The organism is Sphaerotilus sulfidivorans (assembly GCF_013426975.1).
GTDB classification, from domain to species: domain Bacteria; phylum Pseudomonadota; class Gammaproteobacteria; order Burkholderiales; family Burkholderiaceae_C; genus Sphaerotilus; species Sphaerotilus sulfidivorans.
Genome location: NZ_JACCPY010000003.1, coordinates 131,909 through 154,167, shown reverse-complemented (window position 1 = coordinate 154,167; position 22,259 = coordinate 131,909). Strand labels below are relative to the sequence as shown.

The window sequence follows — 22,259 nt, the reverse complement described above, 5'->3', positions numbered from 1 at the left end:
ATGAGAGCTGTCCTGTTCCCGCTCGTGACCGCGCTGGCCGTCGCGGTGCTGGCGCCGCTGCGCAGCGCACAGGCCGGCTCGGACGAGGCGATGGTGCAGGCGGCCTTCGTCGCCAATTTCGCGCGCTTCACCCAGTGGCCTGCGGCCGTCTTGCCCCAGCGCCAGGGCGTGATGCAGCTGTGCCAGTACGGTCAGCGCGAGGATCTGGAGCAGGCGCTGCGTGCGCTGCAGGGCCGGCCGCTGCAGGGCGCGAGCGTGCAGTGGCGCCAGATCCAGCGGGCCGAGGAGGCGCGCGGCTGCCATCTGCTGTTCGTCTCCGAGCCCGGTCTGGCGCTGGTGGCGCTGACCGGCCAGCCGGTGCTGACCGTCAGCGACCAGCCCGGCTTCGTGCAGCGCGGCGGCATGATCGGGCTGCTGCGCCACGGCGGCCGGCTGCGCTTCGAGATCCATCTGGGTGCGGCCAGCCAGGCGGGGCTGAAGCTGTCCTCCGATCTGCTGTCGCTGGCGGTCGGCGTGATCGAGGCGCCGCTGCGGCGCGAGGGCGCGCCATGATCGGCACGCTGCCGTTCCGCATCCGCCGCCGCTTCGCGCTGCTGCCGCTGCGCAGCAAGCTCGGCCTGCTGGTGGTCGGCTCGACGCTGCTGGCCTCGCTGCTGCTGTTCGTGGTCGTCACGGTGATGGAGTACCAGACTTCGCGCCAGCGGGTCGAGGAGCGCGGCCAGGCGCTGGCCCAGGTGCTGGCGCAGAACACCCGTGCGGCGCTGGCCTTTGCCGACGCGGCCGCCGCGCAGCGGGTGCTCGAGGCGCTCGGCCAGGTGGCCGAGGTGCGCTGGGCGGTGCTGGGCGATGCGCGCGGCATCGTGGTCGCGCACTACCTGGCGCCGGGCGAGCAGATGCCGGACGCCGCCCACATGCTGGCGCTGCAGGCGGGCATCACCGACGCGGCTCGTGCCCATGCGGTGGCGTCGATCGAGCTCGACGGCGCGCCGCTGGGCCGGCTGCTGCTGTGCATCGATGCGACGCCGACCTTCAGCGCCACCGCGTTGCGCGCGCTGCTGGTGCTGCTGGGCGCGACGCTGATCGGCGGGCTGGCCGCGGCCGCGGCGATCGCCGGCCAGGACGGTGTGGTGCGGCCGATCGTGGCCCTGGCCGACGTGATGCGCACCGTCTCCCACACCCATGCCTACGCCACCCGGGTCAGCACCGACCGTGACGACGAGGTCGGTCAGCTCTACGCCGGCTTCAACCGCCTGCTCGAGGAGCTGGAGGTGCGCGAGGCGATGCTGAAGAAGCAGCAGCAGCGCCTGTTCACGCTGGCGCATGTCGATGCGGTCACCGGGCTGAGCAATCGGCACCATTTCCGGCTGCTGCTCGACGAGGCGCTGGCGGCGGTCGATGCCCGCGGGTTTGCGGTGCTGTGCCTGGACCTGGACCGCTTCAAGATGGTCAACGATGCACTGGGCCATGATGTCGGCGACCGGCTGCTGAGCTGCGTGGGCGAGCGCCTGCGCGCCCTGGCCCGCGCGGGCGACCCGGTGGCGCGGCTCGGCGGCGACGAGTTCGCGGTGGTGCTGCGCGATGTGCGCTCGCCCGAGGAGGCGGCCGGCTTCGCCGCGCGGGTGCTGGCCGCGCTGTGCCAGCCGGTCGACATCGACGGGCTCACGGTGCCGATGGGCGTGAGCGTGGGCATCGCGCTGGCGCCGGCCGACGGCCGCCTGCCCGATCAGCTGCTGAAGAACGCCGACCTGGCGCTCTATGCCTCGAAGGCCGGCGGGCGCGGGCGTGCCAGCTTCTACTCGCCCCACATGAGCACCGGCGTGGTCCGTCGCCTGCAGCTCGAGCGGGCGCTGCGCAATGCCATCGCGCTGCGCCAGCTCTCGGTGGTGTTCCAGCCGCAGCTCGATCTGGACGGGGACCGGGTGGTCGGCTTCGAGGCGCTGGTGCGCTGGCGCCATCCCGATCTGGGCCAGGTCTCGCCGGCCGAATTCATCGCGGTGGCCGAGGATGCCGGCCTGATCAACGAGATCGGCGAGTGGGTGCTGCTGCAGTCCTGCCGCATCGCCGCGCAGTGGTCACGGCCGCTGTCGGTGGCGGTCAATCTCTCGGCGGTGCAGGTGATGACCCAGGATCTGCCGGCGCTGGTGGAGCGGGCGCTGCGCCAGTCGGGCCTGCCGGCGGCGCGGCTGGAGGTCGAGATCACCGAGTCGGTGCTGCTCAACGAGACCGAGGCGACGCTGGCGCAGCTGCACGGCCTGAACCGGCTGGGCGTGCGCATCGCGCTCGACGACTTCGGCACCGGCTACTCGTCGATGGCCTATCTGCGCCGCTTCCCCTTCGACAAGCTGAAGATCGACCGCTGCTTCGTCCAGGCGCTGACCCGCGATCCTCAGGCCCGGGTGATCGTGCGCGCGATCATCGACATGGCCACCGGCCTGCGCATGGCCACCCTGGCCGAGGGCGTGGAGACGCCCGACGAGCTCGAGGCGCTGCGTGCCGAGGGCTGCACGCTGGTGCAGGGCTATCTGGTGGCGCCGCCGCTGCCGGTCGAGCAGGTCGAGCCCTTCCTGGCGCGTCACGCGGCCTCGGGCCTGGCGGTCTGAAGGTCGGGGCCGGTCGTGGCCACGCCGGTGATCCAGCCCTCGAGCGGATCGACCGCCGCCGGCAGGCCGAAGCCGGGCGCCTGGCTGGCCTGCGCGGCCTGCAGCAGGCACAGCACCGCATCCAGCCGGTCGCCACGGGCGTCCTCGAGCAGCGCGGTGCGCTGCTCGGCATCGATCTGCAGGCCTTCGTCCTGCTCCAGCGCCTGCACCAGCGTCTGGCGCGCCTGGCGCCGGCCCTCGTCCTGGCGGGCCGGGTCGTCGCTCTTGTAGCTGCGTCGGCCCAGCACCGCGCGGGCGCTGCGCCCGGGATAGCCCTCCAGCGCGATGCGGCTGCGGTCGCCCTCATGCAGGCCGGGCAGATGGCAGCCGGCATCGAGCAGGGCCGGCGCGCCCGCATGCAGCATGAAGGCCACCGGCGGGTTGACCCATTTCATCGACGGCGAGGCGCCGGCCGGCCGGTCGCAGGCCCGGTGCGCGAACTTCGCGCCCGCCGGCCGGGCGGCGCAGAAGGCGGCAAAGGCGGCGCGGATCTCCTGGCGTGACAGGCGCCGGTAATGGTCGATCAGCGCCGCCCAGCTGCCGCTTGGCCAGCCCAGCGTCTCGACCAGTTCGCGCGGCAGGCCGAAGGGCAGGTCGAAGGCGCCCAGCCAGGGGCCGGGCTCGGTCAGCAGGCAGGAGAAGTCGGCCGGATCGGACAGCTCGCGCAGCCGGTCCAGACGCAGCCGGCCCGACGCATCGCACCGGTGGCCCTCGGCCACGACGATCGGCTTGCGCCGGTCGGGCCGGCTGCTGAAGTCGACGCCCAGCAGGCGCAGGCGCGGCGAAGGCTCAGCCGCCGGCACGCCCGACGATCGAGGCGGTGGCGATCAGCTCCTCGAGCATCGCCATCGAGGCCCGGCCCGGCACGGTGAAGGGATCGAGCACCGGGCGGGCGCTGTACTTCAGCACGATCGACGGATTGACCCGCGTCAGATTGACCACGCCCATCGTCCAGCCGGAGAAGCGCCGCTCGGCGATCTCCTCGAAATGCAGCAGCGTCACGTCATGGTGGCGGCTGTCGCGCACGATCGAGCCATAGAGCCGGTTGACCGCGTCGCGCCCGCCCTCGAGCACCTGCATGAAGACATCGCCGCCGTGGCACAGGATGCCGGTGATGCCCTGCGTCGGATTGCGGGTGCGCGACTGCGCCAGGATCGCGTCGATCGTCTCGGGGCTGACCGCGGTGGCGCGGCTGGCATACAGAAGACGGACCATCATCGGGAATTCCTCTTCGCCCGGGAAGGGCAGTGGCAGGCGGTTGGGGGGCTGCGGTGCGGCCGGGCTCAGCCCTTGCGCTGGCCCAGCAGCGACAGGAACTCGCGGCGCAGGTTCGGATCCTTCAGGAAGGCGCCGCGCATCACGCTGTTGATCATCTTCGAGTCCAGATCGCGCACGCCGCGCCAGCCCATGCAGAAATGGTCGGCCTCCATGACCAGCGCCAGGCCGTCGGGCTGCATCTTGTCGGCCAGCAGGTCGGCGACCTGGATGATCGCCTCTTCCTGGATCTGCGGGCGGCTCATCACCCATTCGGCCAGGCGGGCGTACTTCGACAGGCCGATCAGCGCCGAGTGCTCGTTGGGCAGGATGCCGATCCACAGCTTGCCGATGATCGGGCACAGGTGGTGCGAGCAGGCGCTGCGCACGGTGATGGGCCCGACGATCATCAGCTCGCCCAGACGCTCGGCGTTGGGGAACTCGGTGACCGGCGGCTGCGGCTCGTAGCGGCCGCGGAAGACCTCCTTCAGGTACATCTTGGCGACGCGGCGCGCGGTGTCCTGGGTGTTGTGATCGCTCTCGGTGTCGATCACCAGGCTGCGCAGCACGCCCGACATCTGGCCCGCGACCTCGTCGAGCAGCGCATCGAGTTCGCCCGGGCGGATGAAGTCGGCGATGTTGTCGTTGGCGTGGAAGCGTCGGCCGGAGGCGCGGATGCGCTCGCGGATCACCGTCGAGATCGGCCGGCCCTCGTCATCCGGTCGGTCCTGCGGCGGGGTCGGAAGGCTCATGGCGCGGCGGGAGTCGTCGTTGTCTTGCACGTCTGTCTTTCAGGTCTCGGTCGCCATGCTAGCAGCGAGGTCATCCCCCCGCATGGCGAGCGGTCGGTCGAACACAAAACCACACTTCGGTGCGGGCAAGAGACTCCGGGTTTGCGAGAATCGACCCGCAAAGGATGTCCTGCCCATGTCTCGTCCGCCGCTGATCGGCATTTCCGCCCGCATCTATTTTCCGGCCGCGCCGGTGGCCGACATCGGCGGCGTCTTCACCCGCACGCTGCACTATCTGGAGCAGTCGGTGGCGCACTGGATCCTGGGCGGGCGGGCGCTGGCGGTGATGATTCCCGCCATCGAGAGCCAGGGCATGCTCGCGCGCAGCGAGATGAGCCTGGCCGAATACGCCAGCCAGCTCGACGGCCTGGTGCTGCAGGGCGGCAACGACATCGCGCCCGAGAGCTATGGCGAGACGCCGCTGCGCCCGGAGTGGAGCGGCGACCGGGTGCGCGACCGCTACGAGATCGACCTGTTCGACGCCTTCGTCAGCGCGGGCAAGCCGGTGGTGGGCATCTGCCGCGGCTGCCAGCTGATCAATGTGGCGCTGGGCGGCACGCTCTACCAGGACATCCCGAGCCAGCGGCCCTCCGAGGTGCAGCACCTGCATGTGCAGCAGTACGACCGCCAGTTCCATGATGCCGAGATCCTGCCCGGCTCCGGGCTGGCGCGGCTCTATCCGGGTGTGCAGCGCACGACGATCAACTCGATCCACCATCAGGCGGTGAAGGACCTGGGGCGCGATCTGGTGGTCGAGGCACGCTCGGTGCCCGACGGACTGGTCGAGGCGATCCGCTGGCGCGGCCCCAGCCTGGTCTTCGGCATGCAATGGCATCCGGAGTTCATGGCCCAGGACCAGCATCACCCGTCGCAGCTCGACGGCCGGCCGATCCTCGAGGAGTTCCTGGCCGCCTGCCTCAGGCGCCGAGGCTGAGGCCGACTCCGGCGCTGGCGCCTGCACTGGCACGGCCGCGCACCAGCAGCGCCTCCAGCTCGGTGGCGGCCATCGGCCGGCCGAGCAGATAGCCCTGCATCTCGTCGCAGCCCAGGCGGGTCAGCATCTCGTGCTGCGCGCCGGTCTCGACGCCCTCGGCGACGATGCGCAGGTTCATCTTGCGTGCCATCGCGACGATGGCCTCGACGATGGCGATGTCGTCGCTGTCGTCCGGGATGCCGTCGACGAAGGAGCGGTCGATCTTGAGCCGCTGCAGCGGGAAGCGCTTCAGGTAGGCCAGGCTGGAGTAGCCGGTGCCGAAGTCGTCGACCGAGAGCTGCACGCCGATGCCGCGCAGCGCATGCAGCAGCGTCATCGTGCCGGCCGGATCCTCCATCATGCTGGACTCGGTGATCTCCAGCTCGAGGTACGCGGCCTCCAGGCCGCTGCGGCGCAGCTCCGAGCGCACCGTCTGGTCCAGACCCCGGCGCTGCAGCTGGCGCACCGACAGGTTGACCGCCACCCGCATCTCCGGATGGCCCTGCCGCTGCCACTGCCGCACCTGCCGGCAGGCCTCGCCGAGCACCCAGTCGCCCAGCGGGTGGATCAGGCCGCTTTCCTCTGCGATCGGGATGAACTCGGCCGGGCTGATCATGCCGCGCTGCGGATGGGGCCAGCGCAGCAGCGCCTCGACGCCGACGAGCCGGCCGCAGGCATCGAACTGCGGCTGGTAGTGCAGGCACAGCTCGTTGCGGTCGATCGCATGGCGCAGGTCGTTCTCCAGGCGCAGCCGGGCATGCGCCTGCCGGTCCATTTCCGGGCTGAAGAAGCAGTAGGTGCTGCGGCCGGCCGCCTTGGCGCGGTAGAGCGCGGTGTCGGCGTACTTCAGCAGCAGATGCTCGTCATTGCCGTCGCGCGGATACAGGCTCACGCCGAGACTGGCGCTCACATGCAGATCGTGGCCATCGATCAGGAAGGCCTCTTCGAACGCGCGGACCAGTTCCTCGGCGGTCTGCGCGACCTGGGCTGCCTCGGTCAGATCCTCGATCAGCACCAGGAACTCGTCGCCGCCGAGTCGCGCCAGCGTGACCTCCGGCGGCAGCTGCTGGCGCAGCCGCAGTGCCACCTGGCACAGCAGCTCGTCGCCGACCAGATGGCCGAGCGTGTCGTTGATGTTCTTGAAGCGGTCCAGGTCGATGAAGATCACCGCGAGCATGCGGCCGCGGTGGCGCGCCATGCGCAGCCCCTGCTCGAGCCGGTCGAGCACCAGCGAGCGGTTGGGCAGGCCGGTCAGCGCATCGTGATAGGCCATGTGCTGGATGCGCAGCTCCTGCAGATGCTGCTCGGTCACGTCCTGCGCGATGCCGGCGCGGCGCACGGTGCGGCTGCGCTCGTCCTGCACCGCGAAGCTGCGCAGATGCACATAGCGCACCTCGCCGGAGGGCTTGATGACTCGGAAGCGGGTGTCGTAGTTGTCCCGGTCGGCGGCGCCGGCGCGGATCTCGCGCAGCACGCGCTCGCGGTCCTCGGGATGAATGTGCGCGGTCCATGCATGCCAGTCGTCCAGCAGGCCGGCTGCGGGCAGACCCCAGATCCGCTCGATCGCCGGGCTGATGTAAAGCAGCCGCCCCGCGACCGGGTCGCTGAGCCAGACCACATCGTCGATGGCGTCGGCCAGCTCGCGCAGCCGGCGCTCGCTTTCGGCCAGCGCGCGGCGCTCGCGCTCGAGCTGGACCTGCAGGCAGGCGGACTCCAGCGCGATGTGCAGGCGCGGCATCGCCAGGTCGCGCTTGACCAGGTAGTCGTGCGCACCGAGGCGGATGGCCTGCGCGGCGGCCTCCTCGTCGCCCTGGCCGGTGATGACGACGATCGGCAGGTCCAGGCCGCGCACCTCGCGGATCTCGCGGATCAGCTCGAGCGCGTTCATGCCCGGCAGCAGATAGTCGAGCAGCAGCGCGTCGACCGGGCCGAGCCCGTCGGGGCTGCCGTGCTCGAGCGCGGCCAGCACCGCCTCGCCGCTGCCGACCACATCGAGCAGGATGTGCGGCGCCTGCTGGCGCAGGCGGCGGCGCAGCAGGTCGACATCGCTGGCGGTGCGCTCGGCATAGAGCACATGCAGCACCTGGGCCGGCGCATGGTCGGGCCGCTCGAGCCGGCGCTGGCGGGCCGCGGCGATGGTCTGGGTCAGCGTGTCGAGATAGCGGGTGTCCTTGACGATGTAGTCGTCGGCGCCGCTGCGCAGCGCGCGCACCGCTGCCTCCTCGTCGCCGCAGCCAGTCAGCAGCAGCACCGTGGTGCCGGGCCGACTGTGACGGACCTGCGCCACCAGCTCGATGCCGTTGCCATCGGGCAGGTTCATGTCGATCAGCAGCACGTCGCAGGGGCGGGCGGCATCGGCCAGCAGCGCGCGCGCCTGCTCGAGCGTGCCGGCCAGCCGCAGCTGCATCTGCGGGGCCTGCTGCGCCAGCATCCGGCGGGTCAGGTCGGCATCGAGCGGGTTGTCCTCGACGTAGATCAGGTTCATGGGTCTTGGCCGCCGATGCTGCCGGCGGCAGGGGGAAATTCGAGCACGAAGGTGGCGCCGCGTCCGGGTTCGGCGCGGGCGTGAATGCGGCCGTTCATGCGCTCCATCGCCTTGCGCACGATCGCCAGGCCGATGCCGGTGCCGGGATAGTCCTCGACCCGATGCAGGCGCTGGAAGATCTCGAAGATGCGGTCGTGATAGCGCATGTCGAAGCCGATGCCGTTGTCGGCGATCGTCAGCTCGGTGCCGCCGCCAGGCGCCTCGAGCGGTCGCGCGGTGATCGTGATCTGGCAGGGCCGGTCCGGGCGTCGGAACTTGATCGCGTTGTCGAGCAGGTTGCGCAGCACCAGCAGCAGGCCGCGCCGCTCGCCGCGCACCGACAGCGTGCCGGTGTCGATGCGGATCTCGGACGCCTGGCGGCGCAGGTTGTCGTCCAGCTCCGCCAGCGCCTCGTCGATCAGGCCGCGCAGCGGCAGCGCCACCAGGGTCGGACGCAGCCGCTCGACACGCGAGTAGGCCAGCAGATCCTCGATCAGCTGGCTCATCTGGCGGGCCGCCTGGCGGATGTTGTCGACGAAGAGCCGGCCCTCGTCGTCGAGCTGGTCGCGCTTCTCGGCCAGCAGGAGCCGGCTGTAGCCGTCGAGCCCGCGCAGCGGCGCCTTCAGGTCATGCGAGACCGAATAGGTGAAGCGCTCCATCTCGCGGTGCTTGGCCTCGAGTTCCTCGGTGCGCTCGCGAACCCGCTGCTCCAGGCCGGCATGCATCGCCTCGAGCTGCTGTTCCGCCCGCTTGCGCGCGCTGATGTCCAGCAGATAGCCGTAGGCGCCGGGCCGCCCGGTCGCGTCGATCTCCACCGTGGCCCGGGCTTCATGCCAGACCGGGCCCCGCAAGGGGTGCAGCAGGCGGAACTCGTGATGGAAGTCGGTCAGATGAAGTGCGGCCTCGCGCATCGCCTGCGCCATGGCATCGCGATCCTGAGCGTGCACATGCGGCAGCACCCGGAAGTCCGGCGCGGCCAGCTCGTGCTCGTCGCGGCCGAAGGCCCGGCACAGGCCGGGCGAGATGATGGTGAAGCGCAGCCGCGCCGGTGCGCCGTCGAGCTCCAGCGCGAACGGCGCGCCCGGCGACAGCTGCATGAAGCGCGCCAGCAGCTGGTCGGCCTGCTGGCGCTGGCGCTCTGCGCGAACCCGCTCGCTGATGTCGACGATGGCGCAGACATGACTGGTCGTCGGCAATCCCGGCAGCAGCGCCACCGAGGTGGCCGACAGATCGAGCCAGCGCTCGAGACGGCCGTCCTGTGCTGGCAGGCAGAGTTGTCGGCTGCCTCGTGGCTGGCCTGGGGCGGGCTCGGCCGCCAGCATTTCGTGCAGCATGCCGGCGTCGAAGGCGCGCGGATGCCCGTGATCGTCGAGATGGATCCAGCCGAGCTGGTCGATGCGCCTGCCCCGCAGCGCCTGGGGGTCGAGTCCGAACAGCTCCAGCGCTGCGGCATTGCCTGCCAGCACCCGTGCCTCGTGGTCGACCACCAGCATCGCATGCGGCATCGCGTCGAAGATGCGCAGGTGCAGTGGATCGTGGCGCTCCGGGCGGCCGAGCTCCTCGAACTGCCACAGGCGCAGGCCGGCGTGGCGCAGGCCGACGCGCAGCATCGCCCGAGGCGACAGGCCGGCAGGCGCACCGGTCTCCAGGCGCAGCGGCAGCCGTCGCGTCACCGTCTGCGTCTGCTCATCCGCAGGCGGTTCGGCCAGCAGGGCCTGAAGCGCCTTCCGATGTTCCGGGCCGATCAGCGTGCACATCGCCCGCCCCGGCTGCAGCCCGGGGCCGAACAGCCGTGCCGCCGCGGTGTTGAAGCCGCGCACCAGGCCGTCGCCGTCGTCCACCAGGACGGCGGCATCGGGCACGAGCGCAGCCAGCAGGTCAGGGGGCACGGTGGCGGACATGAAAACCGGAATCGAGTCGAAAAGATGAAAGATGTCGCAGAACGCGAGTCTGGCGGCAGTCTCGCATGGATGCCCGGTGATCTTTCGCGGATTGCCCGGGGTCAGGCATGAAAAACCTTCCGGTACCTCTGTCAACACCGGGTCAGGCCGGAACGCTGCAATCGCCGAAGTGTGATCTGATCAGGGCTGGCTGATGGTTTCTTGACCATTGGCCTTGACTTCCGACTCCAAGAACAGGGTTTGCCCGCATGACGGCTGCCCACGATCCCCATGAAATCTGTTCCCCTTTTCTGCCTCGGCAGGTGCGTCGAGGTCCGTGATGCCCTCTGATCCGCGTTCTCTGCGTCGCCGCGCCGCGGCATTGGTGCTTCAGCCGCTGCTCCATGAGGCGGCCCTGCATGAAGCACTGTGGCTCCAGCACGACACCATGCGGGCCGATCAGGTCTCCGACATCATCGCCTTCGTCGATCGCCTGGCGGCGCAGCATCTCTTCGATGCGGCCACCGTCAAGCGGCTCTACAGCGACTTCTACAAGGCCCTGCGCGAACGCGAGGACCGGCTGCCGGCCGATCCCTGGCCGCAGATGCAGGCGGCCCGCGCCGCAGCCCAGCCGCCGGCGCCGGTCATGCCGCCTGCGCCGGTGGCTGCACCCATCGCGCCGGCTGCACCGGTCATCAATCCGGTCGAGCGCGCCTTGCAGGCTGCGCGCGACGAGGGCCGGGTGCCGCCGGCCCCTGCGGCCACGCCGCCCCGGGCGCCGGAGAGCGAGCCGGCCGCGGTGCTGTTCGGCGTGCTGGTCGGCTCGGTGGTGGCCGAGGTGCAGCGCTTCCATGTCGAGGCGCTCGACGAGGTGCGTCGCGACGTGCTGCGCCGTGCCGACACCGCCGCGGCGTCGCCTTCGCTGCGCCTGGCCTTCCGCGCCGCCTGGAGCCGGCCGCTCGACAGCGACTGGCGCCTGCCCGGCGCGGCTGGCGATCTGGCCGATCTGGTGCGGGTGCTGCATGTGGCGCTGGTCGATGCCTTCGGCCGCAATGGTGCCGAGCAGATCCTTGGCCGTGCGCTGCGCACCGCCGAGGCGCATCCCGAGGCGGCGCACTTCGCGCCGCGCCAGCTGCTCGAGACGATCGCGGGGCTGCGCCTGTGATGTCCGCTGTCCTGTCTTCCGTCCTGGAGTGATGATCGATGTCCCGCCTGCCGGATTCCCCTGACCTGTCCGACGAGATCGAACGCGACGAACGCCTGCCGATGACGACGCAGGAGCGTCGCCTGGTGCTGACCTCCTCGATCGGCACGATCTTCCAGTGGTACGACTTCTTCCTGTATGGCGCGATGGCCTCGGTCATCGCCCGGCAGTTCTTCACCTCGCTCGAGCCGGGTGCGGCCTTCATCCTGACACTGCTGGCCTTTGCGGCCGGCTTCGTGGTGCGTCCGATCGGCGCGGTGATCTTCGGCCATCTCGGCGACCGCATCGGCCGCAAGCAGACCTTCCTGGCCACCGTGCTGCTGATGGGCATCTCGACGGTGCTGGTGGCGCTGCTGCCGACCTACAGCACCGCCGGCGTGTTCGCGCCGATCGCGCTGGTGGCGCTGCGCATGCTGCAGGGCCTGGCGCTGGGCGGCGAGTACGGCGGCGCGGTGATCTATGTCGCCGAGCACGCGCCGCAGCACCAGCGCGGCGCCTACACCGGCTGGATCCAGACCACCGCCACCATCGGCCTGCTGCTGTCGCTGCTGGTGGTGCTGGGCGTGCGCACGCTGCTGGGCGAGGCCGCCTTCGCCGACTGGGGCTGGCGGGTGCCGTTCGGCCTGTCGGCGCTGATGCTGTCGCTGTCGCTGTGGCTGCGCCTGTCGCTGACCGAGTCGCCGGCCTTCCGGCGCATGCAGCAGGAGGGGCGTGGCTCGAAGGCGCCGCTGGCCGAGTGCTTCGGCCAGTGGAAGAACCTGCGGGTGATCGTGCTGGCGCTGTTCGGCCTGGTCGCCGGACAGGCGGTGATCTGGTACACCGGCCAGTTCTACGCGCTGTTCTTCCTGACCGGCGTGCTGAAGGTGGAGGCGAGCACCGCGACCTGGCTGATGACGGTGGCGCTGCTGATCACGCTGCCGCTGTTCGTCGGCTTCGGGATGCTGTCGGACCGCATCGGCCGCAAGCCGGTCATCATGACCGGGCTGCTGCTGGCCTGCCTGGGACTGCAGCCGCTCTACCATGCGCTGACCCACTTCGCCAATCCGGCGCTGGCCGAGGCGCAGCAGAAGGTGCGCATCGTGGTGCGCGCCGACCCGGCGACCTGCTCCTTCCAGGCCAATCCGCTGGCGACCGATCTCAGCTTCTCGTCGGCCTGCGACATCGCCAAGCGCACGCTGGCCCAGCTGTCGGCCAGCTATCACAACGAGGCGGTGGCGCCGGGCACGCCCACCGAGGTGCGCATCGGCGAGACGGTGCTGCAGCCGCCCGAGGGCGTGCTGACCGACGACGGCAGCCGCTTCGACCAGGACAGCCTGCTGGAGGTCTCGCACTTCCGCAAGGAGGTGCTGCCGGATGCGCTGGCCGCGGCCGGCTATCCGGTCAAGGCGGATCCGGACCGGATGAACCGGGTCGGCGTGGTGCTGGTGCTGGCGGCGCTGATGGTGCTGGTCGCGATGGTCTACGGCCCGCTGGGCGCGGCCTTGGTCGAGATGTTCCCGACCCGCATCCGCTACACCGCGATGTCGCTGCCCTACCACCTGGGCAATGGCTGGTTCGGCGGTCTGCTGCCGTCGATCGCCTTCGGCATGTCGGCTCAGGACGGCAGCATGTACCACGGTCTGTGGTTCCCGATCGCGGTGGCCGGTCTGACCTTCGCGGTCGGCCTGGCCTTCATCCGGGAGACCAAGGACGTCGACATCTACGCCAAGTTCCTGTATTGGCACCCGAACCGGCTGGGGCGCTGAGGCCCCCGGCGCGGGTGCGGGGGCGGTCAGGAGGTGCCGTCGTCCTCGGCACCCAGCGCGGCGAGGTCGTCGGCCTCGACCTCGCGCAGCGGCGGCGGCACCAGCGTGACCGGCACCCGGGCACGGCGCACCACCTCGTGCGAGACGGCGTCCTGCAGCCGCCCGAGCAGTGCGCCGTGGCTCAGCGTGGTCATGACGATCTGATCGCAGCCCAGCAGCAGCGCCTGCTCGGCGATCTCATGGGCGGCGTCGCCGGTGACGACCGCCGTCTCGAACGCGAGGTCCGCGGTCTGCAGCAGCGCCGCGGCCGGGGCGAGCACATGCTCTCCGGCCTCATGGCTGGCACTGTCGATCAGGTCGGCATCGGGCGCGAGAACCACCTCGTAAAGGTGCGGCGGATCCTGCACGTTCAGCAGCACCGCCTCGATCTCGAGGCCCGCCTGCCTCATCCCGATCACGTGACGCACGGCGTCGAGCGCATGTTCGCTTCCATCAAAGGGCAGCAGGATGCGGATCATCAGAGGTTCTCCTTGGGGACGATGGACAGGGCTCATCGTAGTCCCGCTCGCCTGCGCATGCAGGTCGAATGGCACAAGGAATCTCGAGAAAGACGGTAGGGAGGAGTGGAGAGATCGCGCGGAGCGGGGGAGGGTGACGAGCCTTGACCCTGGCACTGAGTGCTAACGGTTAGGGCTGCTTCGTTCCCGACCTGACCCGGTTGGCCGCGCCCCCATGCAGGGAGGCCCGTCAACCAAGATTGTAGCTGATATTTTCCACACGCTTCCCGCCCTGCCGCGTCATGCGGCCTGTGCCACCATGCGCATGATCCCCACGCACCCGAGACAATCGACGGATGAAGAAGAACATCGAATCGCGGTCTGACACGGATGGCGCCGCAGAGGGCGCGAATGAAGGTCAGGCAGAACGGCAGATCGCCCTGCGCAAGATCCACCGCCTGATGGCGTTCTGGCGCATCGAGCCCCATGAGCTGCGCGGACCGCTCACGCGTGCCGCACCGGCGGCGCCGGCCGAGGTGCGCTATCGCCATCCGGTGTCCGGTGCCACCTGGGACGGCCTGGGTCCTCAGCCTGCCTGGCTGCGCGAGGCCCTGATCCGCGAGGGCTACACCGTCGACGAGCTGCGCCGCGCGGTCGGGGAGGGATGATCGGCGCCTGAAATGCAAAGCGCCGCAGGCCTGCGGACCGTGCGGCGCGATGGAAAGCGCGGAGCTGACGGACAGACGGACAAAAGCGTCAACGCGGCAGCCGACAAGGAAAAACGCCCCAGCGCTTGCGGCGCGAGGGCGTTGATCTGATTGAATTTTTGGCTCCCCGACCTGGACTCGAACCAGGGACCTGCGGATTAACAGTCCGTCGCTCTACCGACTGAGCTATCAGGGAACAGTCTGGCTGATGATGCGGATGAATCTGATGCTTGGCTCCCCGACCTGGACTCGAACCAGGGACCTGCGGATTAACAGTCCGTCGCTCTACCGACTGAGCTATCAGGGATCAGATTTGTCTGCGTCAGCTGACAAGAATTGAATTCTATTGTGAAACTTTGATGGTCTGCAAGAGGTCAGGCCGCTTTTTTTTGCGATGCCTCGAATGGACGTGGATCCGAGCGTTCCGGGGTGGTGTGCGGCAGCCAGAAGTCGAAGACCCCGCCGCCTTGCGGGTGCGGCTGGTAGATCAGGTCACCGCCGAGCTCTCGCATGATCTGGCGGCAGATGGCCAGCTCGAGGCCGCTGCCCTGGCTGGCATTCGGGGCGGCGCCGTTGCGGCGGGACTGGAAGAAGGCGTCGAACACCGTCTCGTGCTCGTTGTCGGGCAGCGCTGCACCGGTCTCGCGAACGCGCCAGTGCAGCCGCTCCTGCAAGTCGATCTCGGCGCTGAGCGTGACCGGCTCGGAGGTGGGCGTCAGCGCCAGCGCACGCTCGACCAGCAGCCGCACCACCTGCTGGAAGCGCAGCGGATCGACGCAGGCCCAGGCGGCAAGATCGCTGGCGTGCTCGATCCGGATCGAGCGGCCCAGGCCCGCGGGGGCCTCGCGCGCATGTCCGACCACCTCGCGCACCAGCGCCAGGGTGTCGTTGGGCGTGCAGTGCAGCGTGCCGGCCGAGCTCTTGAGCCGCGACAGATCCAGCAGGTCATCGACCACGCCGAGCATGCGCAGACCGGCCTGATGCACATGGCCGAACAGTTCCTGCAGCGCCGCATCGCGCCGGGTGCGCAGTCGGCCCAGCTCGGAGAAGCCGATGATCGACTGCAGCGGCGTGCGCAGCGCATGGCTGAGGTTGCCGATGAATTCCGACTCGGCTCGGTAGGCAGCCTCGATGGTCTGGCGGGCCTCGGCCGCGCGCTGCTCGGCCTCGTGGAAGCTGGTGACGTCGGTCAGGCTGCCGATGATGCCGCCGGCGCGCTCGCCCGGGCGGCGCAGCGTGACCTTGGTGACCAGCATCTGCCGGCGCTCGCCGCCCTGGAGCACGAACTCCTCGACATAGTGGCTGCGCCCGCTGCCGCTGCTGCTCCAGAGGGCATGGTCGAGCGCCTGGTGGTAGGCGAGCTGGCGCAGCCGCTCATGGCTTTCACCGCGCTGGCCCAGCAGCTGCTCGCGGCGCACGTCGAGCAGATCCTCGAAGGCCTGGTTGACCATCGCGTAGCGTCCGAGCGGATCGAGCACGAACATCGCGGCCGGCGCGGCCTCGATCAGGGTGCGCAGATGGCCCTCGCTGTCGACGAGCTGGCTGCGGGTCTGCTGCAGCGTGAGCATCAGCTGCTCCTGCGTTCTCAGGGCCCGCCAGGCCAGCAGCGTGCCCAGGCCGATCAGTCCCATCGAGGCGCACATCATCATCACCGACCACAGCAGCTTGTCGCGCACGATGGTCTCGACCGCGTCGACCGGCTGCTCCAGCAGCGTGAACACCGGCCAGCGCCCGCTGGCATCGAAGCTGCTGAGCGTCTGCGTGCCGTCGATGCCAGGGCTGTCGTAGTGGCCGTGCTCGCGCTCCGGCAGGAAGTCCTGCAGCGCGGGCAGGGTCGGGCGGGATTCTCCCGGACTGGCGACGAGCTGATCGGTGCCGCCGAGAATCTGGCCCTGGAAGTCCAGCAGCGCGGCCGACAGCGTGCCGTGTCCCAGCAGGCGCTGCTGCTGCGAGGCCAGCGCGTCGGGGTTGAGGGTGGCGATCAGATGGCGCACGGGTGGGCGTGCCGGACCGGCCTCAGCCGCCGCGATCCGGGTCGACAGGGTCATCACGCCCACGCCAGCGGGCGGCACGCCGCTCTGGCGCAGATCTCGACCGGGCAGCCAGCCGCCCAGCCGGATCTCCCCGGCCTCGCTGGCCAGCGTCAGCCGGCCGGTGTCGAGCGGGCGCAAATCCTGCGGCGCGTGGGTGGCCGCCAGGATCCGGCCTTCGGTGTCGATCAGCCACAGGCTGCGCATCTGCGGTGCGATGCGCAGGGTCGCGAGCATGCTCTCGCGCAACGCGTCGGTCTCGCCCGCAGGCTGACGGTCGATCCGGCTGGCCAGGGTCTGCAGCATCAGCGCGCTGGTGTCGAGCAGGCGCTGCGTCTCGCCCTGCAGCACCCGCACCAGCGTGTCCATGCGCCGTGTCTCGTCGGCGATGACCGTCTGGCGCTGCCGTGCGGCATAGGCGGCGGTCAGCAGCGCCACCCCGACCAGCAGAGTCATGCCGAGCCAGAGCAGCCGGCTGCTGTCGATCAGCGTGCGGGCTTGCGGGGCCTCGGCCGGCTTCATGGCTTGTTCCCGGTGCGCTGGACGATCTCGGACAGGCCGTGCCGGCGCGCGGCGGCCGCGAGCCGGCCGTCCTGGCGGATGTGCGCGACGAACTGGTCCACCCGGGCCAGCCAGGCCGCGTCGCCCTGCCGCAGCGCATAGGCGTAGGGCAGCACATGCAGCGGCTGCGGCGGGCTCAGCAGCCGCGCCCAGTCGGCGCTGTCGAGCAGGCGACGGCTGTAGGGATAGTCGGTCATGAAGACATCGATGCGACCGGACTCGAGCTCCTGTTCGCGGGTGTCGGGCGCCTTGACCACCACCAGCGTGGCATGGCGCAGCTCGTCGCGCATGACGGTCGCCATGAAGGTGCCGGCCTGCACGCCGACCAGCACGCCCGGCCGGTCGATGTCCTCCCAGCGGCGCACCACCCGGTTGCTGCGGGTGGTGATCGCATGAATGCCGCTGCTCAGGTAGGGCTGGCTGAAGGCCAGGTGCTGGCGGCGCTGCGGCAGTGCGGCGACCGCGAACATCGCGATGTCGCAGCGGACCTCGCGCAGGTCATCGATCAGGGTCGCGAACGAGGAGTCGACATGCTGCAGCCGCACGCCCAGCTCGCGCGCCAGCTCGGCCGACAGGTCGATGTCGAGCCCGCTGAGCTGGCGGGTCTTGGGATTGCGGTAGCTGATGCCGTAGTAGTCCGGCCAGATGCACACCCGCAGCTCGCCCCGGCGCTGGATCTGCTTGAGCGTGTCGGCACCAGTGCCAGCGGCCTGCGCCGTCGGCAGCAGCAGCAGGGCGCCGGACAGGCAGAGCAGCAGCGGCCTCATCATCCGCAGCAGGCGCGTGCTTAGAACCTTCTTCTTCATCCTGTTCGAGGTGTCCGCCACCGATGCGACGAATCAGAAGTGTGACGGCAGGGGTCCGGGTTCGGACAAGAGAGGGATGCGCTGCGGAGCTTTTGCCGATATTGCGCGTGCCGGATTTTACGGAAATAAGCAGCGCGAGCGCGAGGCGATGTCTCGCGCTCAAGCCTCATCCGTGTCGGCCGAGGCGCTGCTGCAGCAGCGTGCTGCTGCTGGTGTAGAGCAGCGGGCCGCGCTCGTGCGGGCGCAGGCGCTCGTGCGCGGCATGTGCGGCCAGCGTGGCCTCATGGAAGCCGCACAGGATCAGCTTCTTCTTGCCGGGATAGCTGACGATGTCGCCGGCGGCATGAATGCCGGGCGCGCTGGTCTCGAAGGTGGCCGGGTCCGCCACCAGCAGCTTGCGGTCCATCGCCAGGCCCCAGTCGGCGATCGGGCCCAGGCGCGGGCTCAGGCCCTGGCAGACGATCAGCGTGTCGAGATCCAGCGTGCGCAGGCCGCCGTCGGACAGCGTGATGTCGACCTGCAGCAGCCGGCCGGCCTCGTCCTGGCGTGCTGAGGCGAGCTGCGCCGCATGGAAGACAAGGTGCCCGGCCTGGCGCAGCGCGTCGATGCGCGTCAGCAGGGTCGCGTCGGCCTGCAGCACGTCGCGGCGGTGCATCAGCTGCACGGGCGGCTGACCGGGCCGCTCGGCCAGCGCGGCGGCGCGGACCAGCGCCGCCTCGTCGCCGCCGATGACCAGCACGCGCTGGCCTGCAAAGCAGTCCAGCGCGGCCGGATCGGTCGCGGGGTGGTAGTGGAGATGGCGGCCCTCGAGACCTTCCAGGCCCGGCGCCTTGAGGCGACGCGGCTGGAAGGCGCCGACGCCGGCGCAGATGAAGACGGCACCGGCGTCGAAGGCGGTGCCATCGGCGCAGGCCGCATCGAAGCGGCCATCGTCACGGCGGGCCAGCCGCGTGACTTCATGGCCGAGGTGCCAGCCTGGCGCCAGGGGTGCGAGCTGCGCCAGCAGACGCTCGGTCAGCTCGCGGCCGCTGCACTCCAGGATGCCGGGAATGTCGAGGATCGGCTTGTCGGCATAGAGCTCGATGCATTGACCGCCGGCCTGCGGCAGCGCGTCGACGATCTGCACCGACAGGCCGAGCAGGCCGAGCTGGAAGGCCTGGAACAGGCCGACCGGGCCCGCGCCGATCACCAGCGCATCGGTCTGCACGATCGGTGCGGCCGGGATCAGCGGATCAGCTGGTCGAGCTTGCCGGTCACGTCCTTCCAGTCGGCGTGATCGGGCAGCGGGTCCTTGCGCTTGGTGATGCTGGGCCATTTCGGCGACAGCTCGGCGTTGAGCTTGATGTAGACCTGCTGGTCGGCCGGCACGTCCTCCTCGGGGAGGATGGCGCTGACCGGGCACTCGGGAATGCAGACCGCGCAGTCGATGCATTCGTCCGGATCGATCACCAGGAAGTTCGGGCCTTCGCGGAAGCAGTCGACGGGGCAGACATCGACGCAGTCGGTGTACTTGCAGCGGATGCAGGCTTCGGTGACGACGTGGGTCATGACGGGGGAATTCGGTTCAGGGTTGAAGGGCGGGATTCTACGGGCTCAGGCCACGGAGGCCGGGGCAGGGGCTTGATCGGGGTCATGCGCGCCGTGCGCATCGTCCGGCAGCACCGGACGGGCGCCGGCGCCGACGGTGACCAGGGTCGGGCGGCCGTGATGCAGCGCGTCGGCCTCGGCCAGCGTCGCCACCGTGTGGCGGCTGAAGCGCTCGTCGGGCCAGCCAGCGCGCGAGATCGCCACCACCGGCGTGTCCGCCGGCCAGCCGACCTCGGCCAGGCGCTCGGCCAGCGAGGGCAGCTGGCGCCCGGCCATGTAGAAGACCTCGGTGTCGGCGCTGCGCCGGGCCTCGAGGTCGCCGGTGCGGGTCATCGCGGTGCTGAAGGCGACGCTGCGGCCGATGCCGCGACGCGTCAGCGGCTGCTGCGTGGCGGCGGCCGCGGCCAGCGCCGAGGTGATGCCGGGCACCACCTCGCTGGCGATGCCGGCCTGGCCGAGCGCGTGCAGCTCCTCCTCGAGGCGGCCGAACATGCTCGGGTCGCCGCCTTTCAGGCGCACCACCCGCGCCGAGCGGCGTGCCGACTCGACCAGCAGCAGGTTGATGCGTGCCTGGCCGGTGCTCTCGGCGCTGAAGCCGCGCTTGCCGACGTCGATCCACTCGGCGTCGGGCGCTTCCTGGCGCAGTGCCGGGTCGGTCAGCGCGTCGGCCAGCACGATCTCGGCCTGACGCAGGCGCTGCAGCCCGCGCAGCGTGATCAGGTCGGCCGAGCCGGGGCCGGCGCCGACGAAGACGACACGCACCTCGCTCATGGCTCGGCCGTCCTGGCTCAGGCGCCGACCAGCAGCGCGCCGCTGGTGCGGTTGGTGGTCGGATCGACCACGATCAGCGCGCCGCCGACGCGGTTGTCGGCATAGGCCTCGACGGGGAGCGCCTGCTGGGTCTGGATCTGCACGCGGCCGATCTCGTTGACCGAGAGCTGCTCGGCCTCGACCTGCTCCAGCGTGTTGATGTCCAGGCGGTGCTCGATGGCGGTGATGCGCGCCTGCACCCAGCGGTTGCCGTGACGCACCCAGTACTTGCGGCCCAGCACCGCCGGCTCGGTGTCGAGCCAGGCCAGCGTGCCGCCGAAGTTCTGCTGCACCGGCGCGCTGCCGGGCGTGAAGATCCAGTCGCCGCGCGAGACGTCGACCTGGCGGTCCAGCACGATGCCGGCGGACTGGCCGGCCTCGCAGCCGTCGACCACCAGACCGGCGTGGCGCACCTCGGCCACCACCGCGGTCTCGCCGCTGGGGTAGATCTGCACCGTGTCGCCGGCCTTCACGCCGCCGTGGGCGATGCGGCCCCACATCACGCGGTGCTGGTGGCCGGTGCCCTGGCCCTCGTCGCGGGCCACGTACTGCACCGGCACCAGCAGGTGGCCGTCATGCGCCTCGTCGGTGACCGGCAGCGTCTCGAGCAGCTGCAGCAGCGTCGGGCCGGTGTACCAGTCCCAGTTCGCCGACGGGGTGGCGACGTTGTCGCCGCGCAGCGCGGAGACCGGCACGATGCCGCGCACGGCGATGCCGGCTTCTTCGGCGAACTTGGTCAGCGCCTTGGCCACGGCGTCAAAGGCGGCTTGCGTGCCGACCTCGATCGCGTCGAGCTTGTTGATCGCGAAGACGATGCTGGGCACGCGCAGCAGACGCGCCAGCAGGCTGTGGCGGCGGGTCTGCGGCAGCAGCACCACCTCAGGCACCGAGGTGTCGAGCTTGGTGATGTCCACCAGCACCACCGCGGCATCGCTGCCGGCGGCGGCCGTCACCATGTTGCGGGTGTACTGCTCGTGGCCGGGCGCGTCGGCGATGATGAACTTGCGGCTCTTGGTCGCGAAGTACTGGTAGGCGACGTCGATGGTGATGCCCTGCTCGCGCTCGGCCTCCAGGCCGTCGGTCAGCAGCGACAGGTCGATCGGGGCGCCGGCGGCGCGCTTCTCCAGCGCGTCGAGCTTGTCGGCCAGGATGCCGCGGCTGTCGAACAGCAGGCGGCCGATCAGGGTGCTCTTGCCGTCATCCACGCTGCCCGCGGTCAGGAAGCGCAGGGCCTTGTGCGCCAGTTCCTCGCCGGCGTCGATGTGTTCCACGGTGCTCATCAGAAATAGCCTTCCTTCTTGCGGCGCTCCATCGAGGCCTCGGAGGTGCGGTCGTCCATGCGGGTGGCACCGCGCTCGGAGACGGTCACCTGCAGCGTCTCGGCGACGATGTCGGCGGTGGTGGCGGCGTCCGACTCCACCGGGCAGGTGCAGGTCATGTCGCCGACGGTGCGGAAGCGCACGTCGACCGTCTCGACGGTGTCCTCAGCCGAGGGTGGCGTCACGTCGGTCACCGGCACCAGCAGGCCCTTGCGGCGGTAGATCTCGCGCTTGTGCGTGTAGTAGATGCTCGGCAGCGGGATGTTCTCGCGGGCGATGTAGAGCCAGACGTCGAGTTCGGTCCAGTTGCTGATCGGGAAGGCGCGGAAGTGCTCGCCCGGCTTGATGCGGGTGTTGAACAGGTTCCACAGCTCCGGACGCTGCTCCTTGGGCTGCCACTGGCCGAAGGCGTCGCGGTGGCTGAAGATGCGCTCCTTGGCGCGCGCCTTCTCTTCATCCCGGCGGGCGCCGCCGATCATGCAGTCGAAGCGGTGCTCCTCGATGGTCTCGAGCAGCGTCACCGTCTGGTGGCCGTTGCGCGACTCCAGCGGGTGGGCCAGACGGATCGTGCCCTTCTTCATCGAGTCTTCCAGATGCCCGACGATCAGGCGCTCGCCCATCTCCTTGATGCGCTCATCGCGGAACTGGATGACTTCGGGGAAGTTGTGGCCGGTGTCGACATGCACCAGCGGGAAGGGCAGGCGGCCGCTGAAGGTCGGGCGCTCGCCGGGCCGGGAGGTCTTCTGCTTGAAGGCCTTCTCGGCGAGGTGCAGCACCACGCAGGAATCCTTGCCGCTGGAGAACAGCAGGCCGGGACGCTCGAAGGCGCCGGCGACCTCGCGCAGGATGAAGATCGCCTCTTCCTCCAGCGCGTCGAGGTGGCGGTGGTCCACGTCGGGAAGCGTTTGGGTCATGGTCTCGGGGACAGTCGT

Annotated in this window: 19 protein-coding genes, 2 tRNA genes and 1 other RNA gene; 6 read left to right on the top strand and 16 right to left on the bottom strand. The window is 70.2% G+C overall.

Features of this window, described 5'->3' with window-relative positions; all coding sequences use genetic code 11:
* Both HZU84_RS02945 and HZU84_RS02940 read left to right on the top strand, forming a co-directional pair.
* Complete coding sequence (locus HZU84_RS02945) at positions 1 to 552, top strand: YfiR family protein (RefSeq protein WP_180692768.1); 552 nt, start codon at positions 1 to 3, stop codon at positions 550 to 552.
* Positions 549 to 2,600: a putative bifunctional diguanylate cyclase/phosphodiesterase gene (locus HZU84_RS02940; protein WP_149503043.1), complete on the top strand. Its 2,052-nt coding sequence runs from the start codon at positions 549 to 551 to the stop codon at positions 2,598 to 2,600. Before HZU84_RS02945 ends, HZU84_RS02940 begins: the two co-directional genes overlap by 4 nt.
* Here HZU84_RS02940 and HZU84_RS02935 read toward each other — a convergent pair.
* From HZU84_RS02935 to folE, 3 genes are all read right to left on the bottom strand, one after another.
* On the bottom strand, positions 2,573 to 3,442 hold the full coding sequence (locus tag HZU84_RS02935) for a DUF429 domain-containing protein (protein ID WP_149503044.1): 870 nt from the start codon (positions 3,440 to 3,442) through the stop codon (positions 2,573 to 2,575). The genes HZU84_RS02940 and HZU84_RS02935 overlap by 28 nt on opposite strands.
* Entirely contained in the window at positions 3,429 to 3,857 is a 429-nt protein-coding gene (locus HZU84_RS02930; protein WP_149503045.1) for a BLUF domain-containing protein, read from the bottom strand. Before HZU84_RS02930 ends, HZU84_RS02935 begins: the two co-directional genes overlap by 14 nt.
* A gap of 65 nt (positions 3,858 to 3,922) precedes the next feature.
* Complete coding sequence (gene folE / locus HZU84_RS02925) at positions 3,923 to 4,645, bottom strand: GTP cyclohydrolase I (protein ID WP_149503046.1); 723 nt, start codon at positions 4,643 to 4,645, stop codon at positions 3,923 to 3,925.
* Positions 4,646 to 4,820: 175 nt separating this feature from the next.
* Here folE and HZU84_RS02920 point away from each other — a divergent pair, with 175 nt between their 5' ends.
* Complete coding sequence (locus HZU84_RS02920; RefSeq protein ID WP_149503047.1) at positions 4,821 to 5,618, top strand: gamma-glutamyl-gamma-aminobutyrate hydrolase family protein; 798 nt, start codon at positions 4,821 to 4,823, stop codon at positions 5,616 to 5,618.
* On the opposite strand, the gene HZU84_RS02915 is transcribed toward HZU84_RS02920, so the two are convergent.
* Together HZU84_RS02915 and HZU84_RS02910 are read right to left on the bottom strand one after the other, a co-directional pair.
* Positions 5,602 to 8,142: a two-component system response regulator gene (locus HZU84_RS02915; protein WP_149503048.1), complete on the bottom strand. Its 2,541-nt coding sequence runs from the start codon at positions 8,140 to 8,142 to the stop codon at positions 5,602 to 5,604. The two genes, HZU84_RS02920 and HZU84_RS02915, sit on opposite strands and share 17 nt — an antisense overlap.
* Positions 8,139 to 10,082 carry a PAS domain-containing sensor histidine kinase gene (locus HZU84_RS02910; RefSeq protein WP_149503049.1) on the bottom strand — a complete coding sequence of 648 codons (1,944 nt, stop codon included), beginning with the start codon at positions 10,080 to 10,082 and terminating at the stop codon, positions 8,139 to 8,141. The genes HZU84_RS02915 and HZU84_RS02910 overlap by 4 nt, the downstream gene beginning before the upstream one ends.
* A gap of 427 nt (positions 10,083 to 10,509) precedes the next feature.
* On the opposite strand from HZU84_RS02910, the gene HZU84_RS02905 reads away from it, so the two are divergent.
* Together HZU84_RS02905 and HZU84_RS02900 are read left to right on the top strand one after the other, a co-directional pair.
* Entirely contained in the window at positions 10,510 to 11,226 is a 717-nt protein-coding gene (locus HZU84_RS02905; protein ID WP_149503050.1) for a hypothetical protein, read from the top strand.
* A gap of 38 nt (positions 11,227 to 11,264) precedes the next feature.
* Positions 11,265 to 13,010 carry an MFS transporter gene (locus HZU84_RS02900; RefSeq protein WP_244954441.1) on the top strand — a complete coding sequence of 582 codons (1,746 nt, stop codon included), beginning with the start codon at positions 11,265 to 11,267 and terminating at the stop codon, positions 13,008 to 13,010.
* Positions 13,011 to 13,036: 26 nt separating this feature from the next.
* Here the strand turns inward: HZU84_RS02900 and HZU84_RS02895 are convergent, their stop codons facing one another.
* Positions 13,037 to 13,528, bottom strand: a complete 492-nt coding sequence (locus HZU84_RS02895) for a universal stress protein (protein ID WP_180692767.1) — start codon at positions 13,526 to 13,528, stop codon at positions 13,037 to 13,039.
* A 132-nt stretch (positions 13,529 to 13,660) separates the two neighbouring features.
* Positions 13,661 to 13,759, bottom strand: an RNA gene (gene ffs / locus HZU84_RS02890) — signal recognition particle sRNA small type.
* 104 nt (positions 13,760 to 13,863) lie between these two features.
* Here ffs and HZU84_RS02885 point away from each other — a divergent pair.
* Entirely contained in the window at positions 13,864 to 14,175 is a 312-nt protein-coding gene (locus HZU84_RS02885) for an H-NS family nucleoid-associated regulatory protein (RefSeq protein WP_149503052.1), read from the top strand.
* Between the two features lie 159 nt (positions 14,176 to 14,334).
* Here the strand turns inward: HZU84_RS02885 and HZU84_RS02880 are convergent.
* From HZU84_RS02880 to cysD, 9 genes are all read right to left on the bottom strand, one after another.
* Positions 14,335 to 14,410: transfer RNA gene (locus HZU84_RS02880), tRNA-Asn, on the bottom strand.
* 35 nt (positions 14,411 to 14,445) lie between these two features.
* Positions 14,446 to 14,521, bottom strand: a tRNA-Asn gene (locus tag HZU84_RS02875).
* Positions 14,522 to 14,588: 67 nt separating this feature from the next.
* The gene (locus tag HZU84_RS02870) at positions 14,589 to 16,766 is read right to left on the bottom strand and encodes an ATP-binding protein (protein WP_149503053.1); all 2,178 of its coding nucleotides are present in this window, start codon (positions 16,764 to 16,766) and stop codon (positions 14,589 to 14,591) included.
* The gene (locus HZU84_RS02865; RefSeq protein ID WP_149503054.1) at positions 16,763 to 17,572 is read right to left on the bottom strand and encodes an ABC transporter substrate-binding protein; all 810 of its coding nucleotides are present in this window, start codon (positions 17,570 to 17,572) and stop codon (positions 16,763 to 16,765) included. The genes HZU84_RS02870 and HZU84_RS02865 overlap by 4 nt, the downstream gene beginning before the upstream one ends.
* Before the next feature lie 205 nt (positions 17,573 to 17,777).
* Positions 17,778 to 18,818, bottom strand: a complete 1,041-nt coding sequence (locus tag HZU84_RS02860; protein ID WP_310734031.1) for an NAD(P)/FAD-dependent oxidoreductase — start codon at positions 18,816 to 18,818, stop codon at positions 17,778 to 17,780.
* 17 nt (positions 18,819 to 18,835) lie between these two features.
* A complete protein-coding gene (fdxA, locus tag HZU84_RS02855) occupies positions 18,836 to 19,159 on the bottom strand; it encodes a ferredoxin FdxA (RefSeq protein WP_149503056.1) in 324 nt (107 codons plus the stop codon).
* Positions 19,160 to 19,204: 45 nt separating this feature from the next.
* A complete protein-coding gene (gene cobA, locus HZU84_RS02850) occupies positions 19,205 to 19,969 on the bottom strand; it encodes a uroporphyrinogen-III C-methyltransferase (RefSeq protein ID WP_149503057.1) in 765 nt (254 codons plus the stop codon).
* A 17-nt stretch (positions 19,970 to 19,986) separates the two neighbouring features.
* A complete protein-coding gene (locus HZU84_RS02845; protein WP_149503058.1) occupies positions 19,987 to 21,288 on the bottom strand; it encodes a sulfate adenylyltransferase subunit 1 in 1,302 nt (433 codons plus the stop codon).
* The gene (gene cysD / locus HZU84_RS02840; protein ID WP_149503059.1) at positions 21,288 to 22,241 is read right to left on the bottom strand and encodes a sulfate adenylyltransferase subunit CysD; all 954 of its coding nucleotides are present in this window, start codon (positions 22,239 to 22,241) and stop codon (positions 21,288 to 21,290) included. Before cysD ends, HZU84_RS02845 begins: the two co-directional genes overlap by 1 nt.
* Between the last annotated feature and the right edge of the window lie 18 nt (positions 22,242 to 22,259).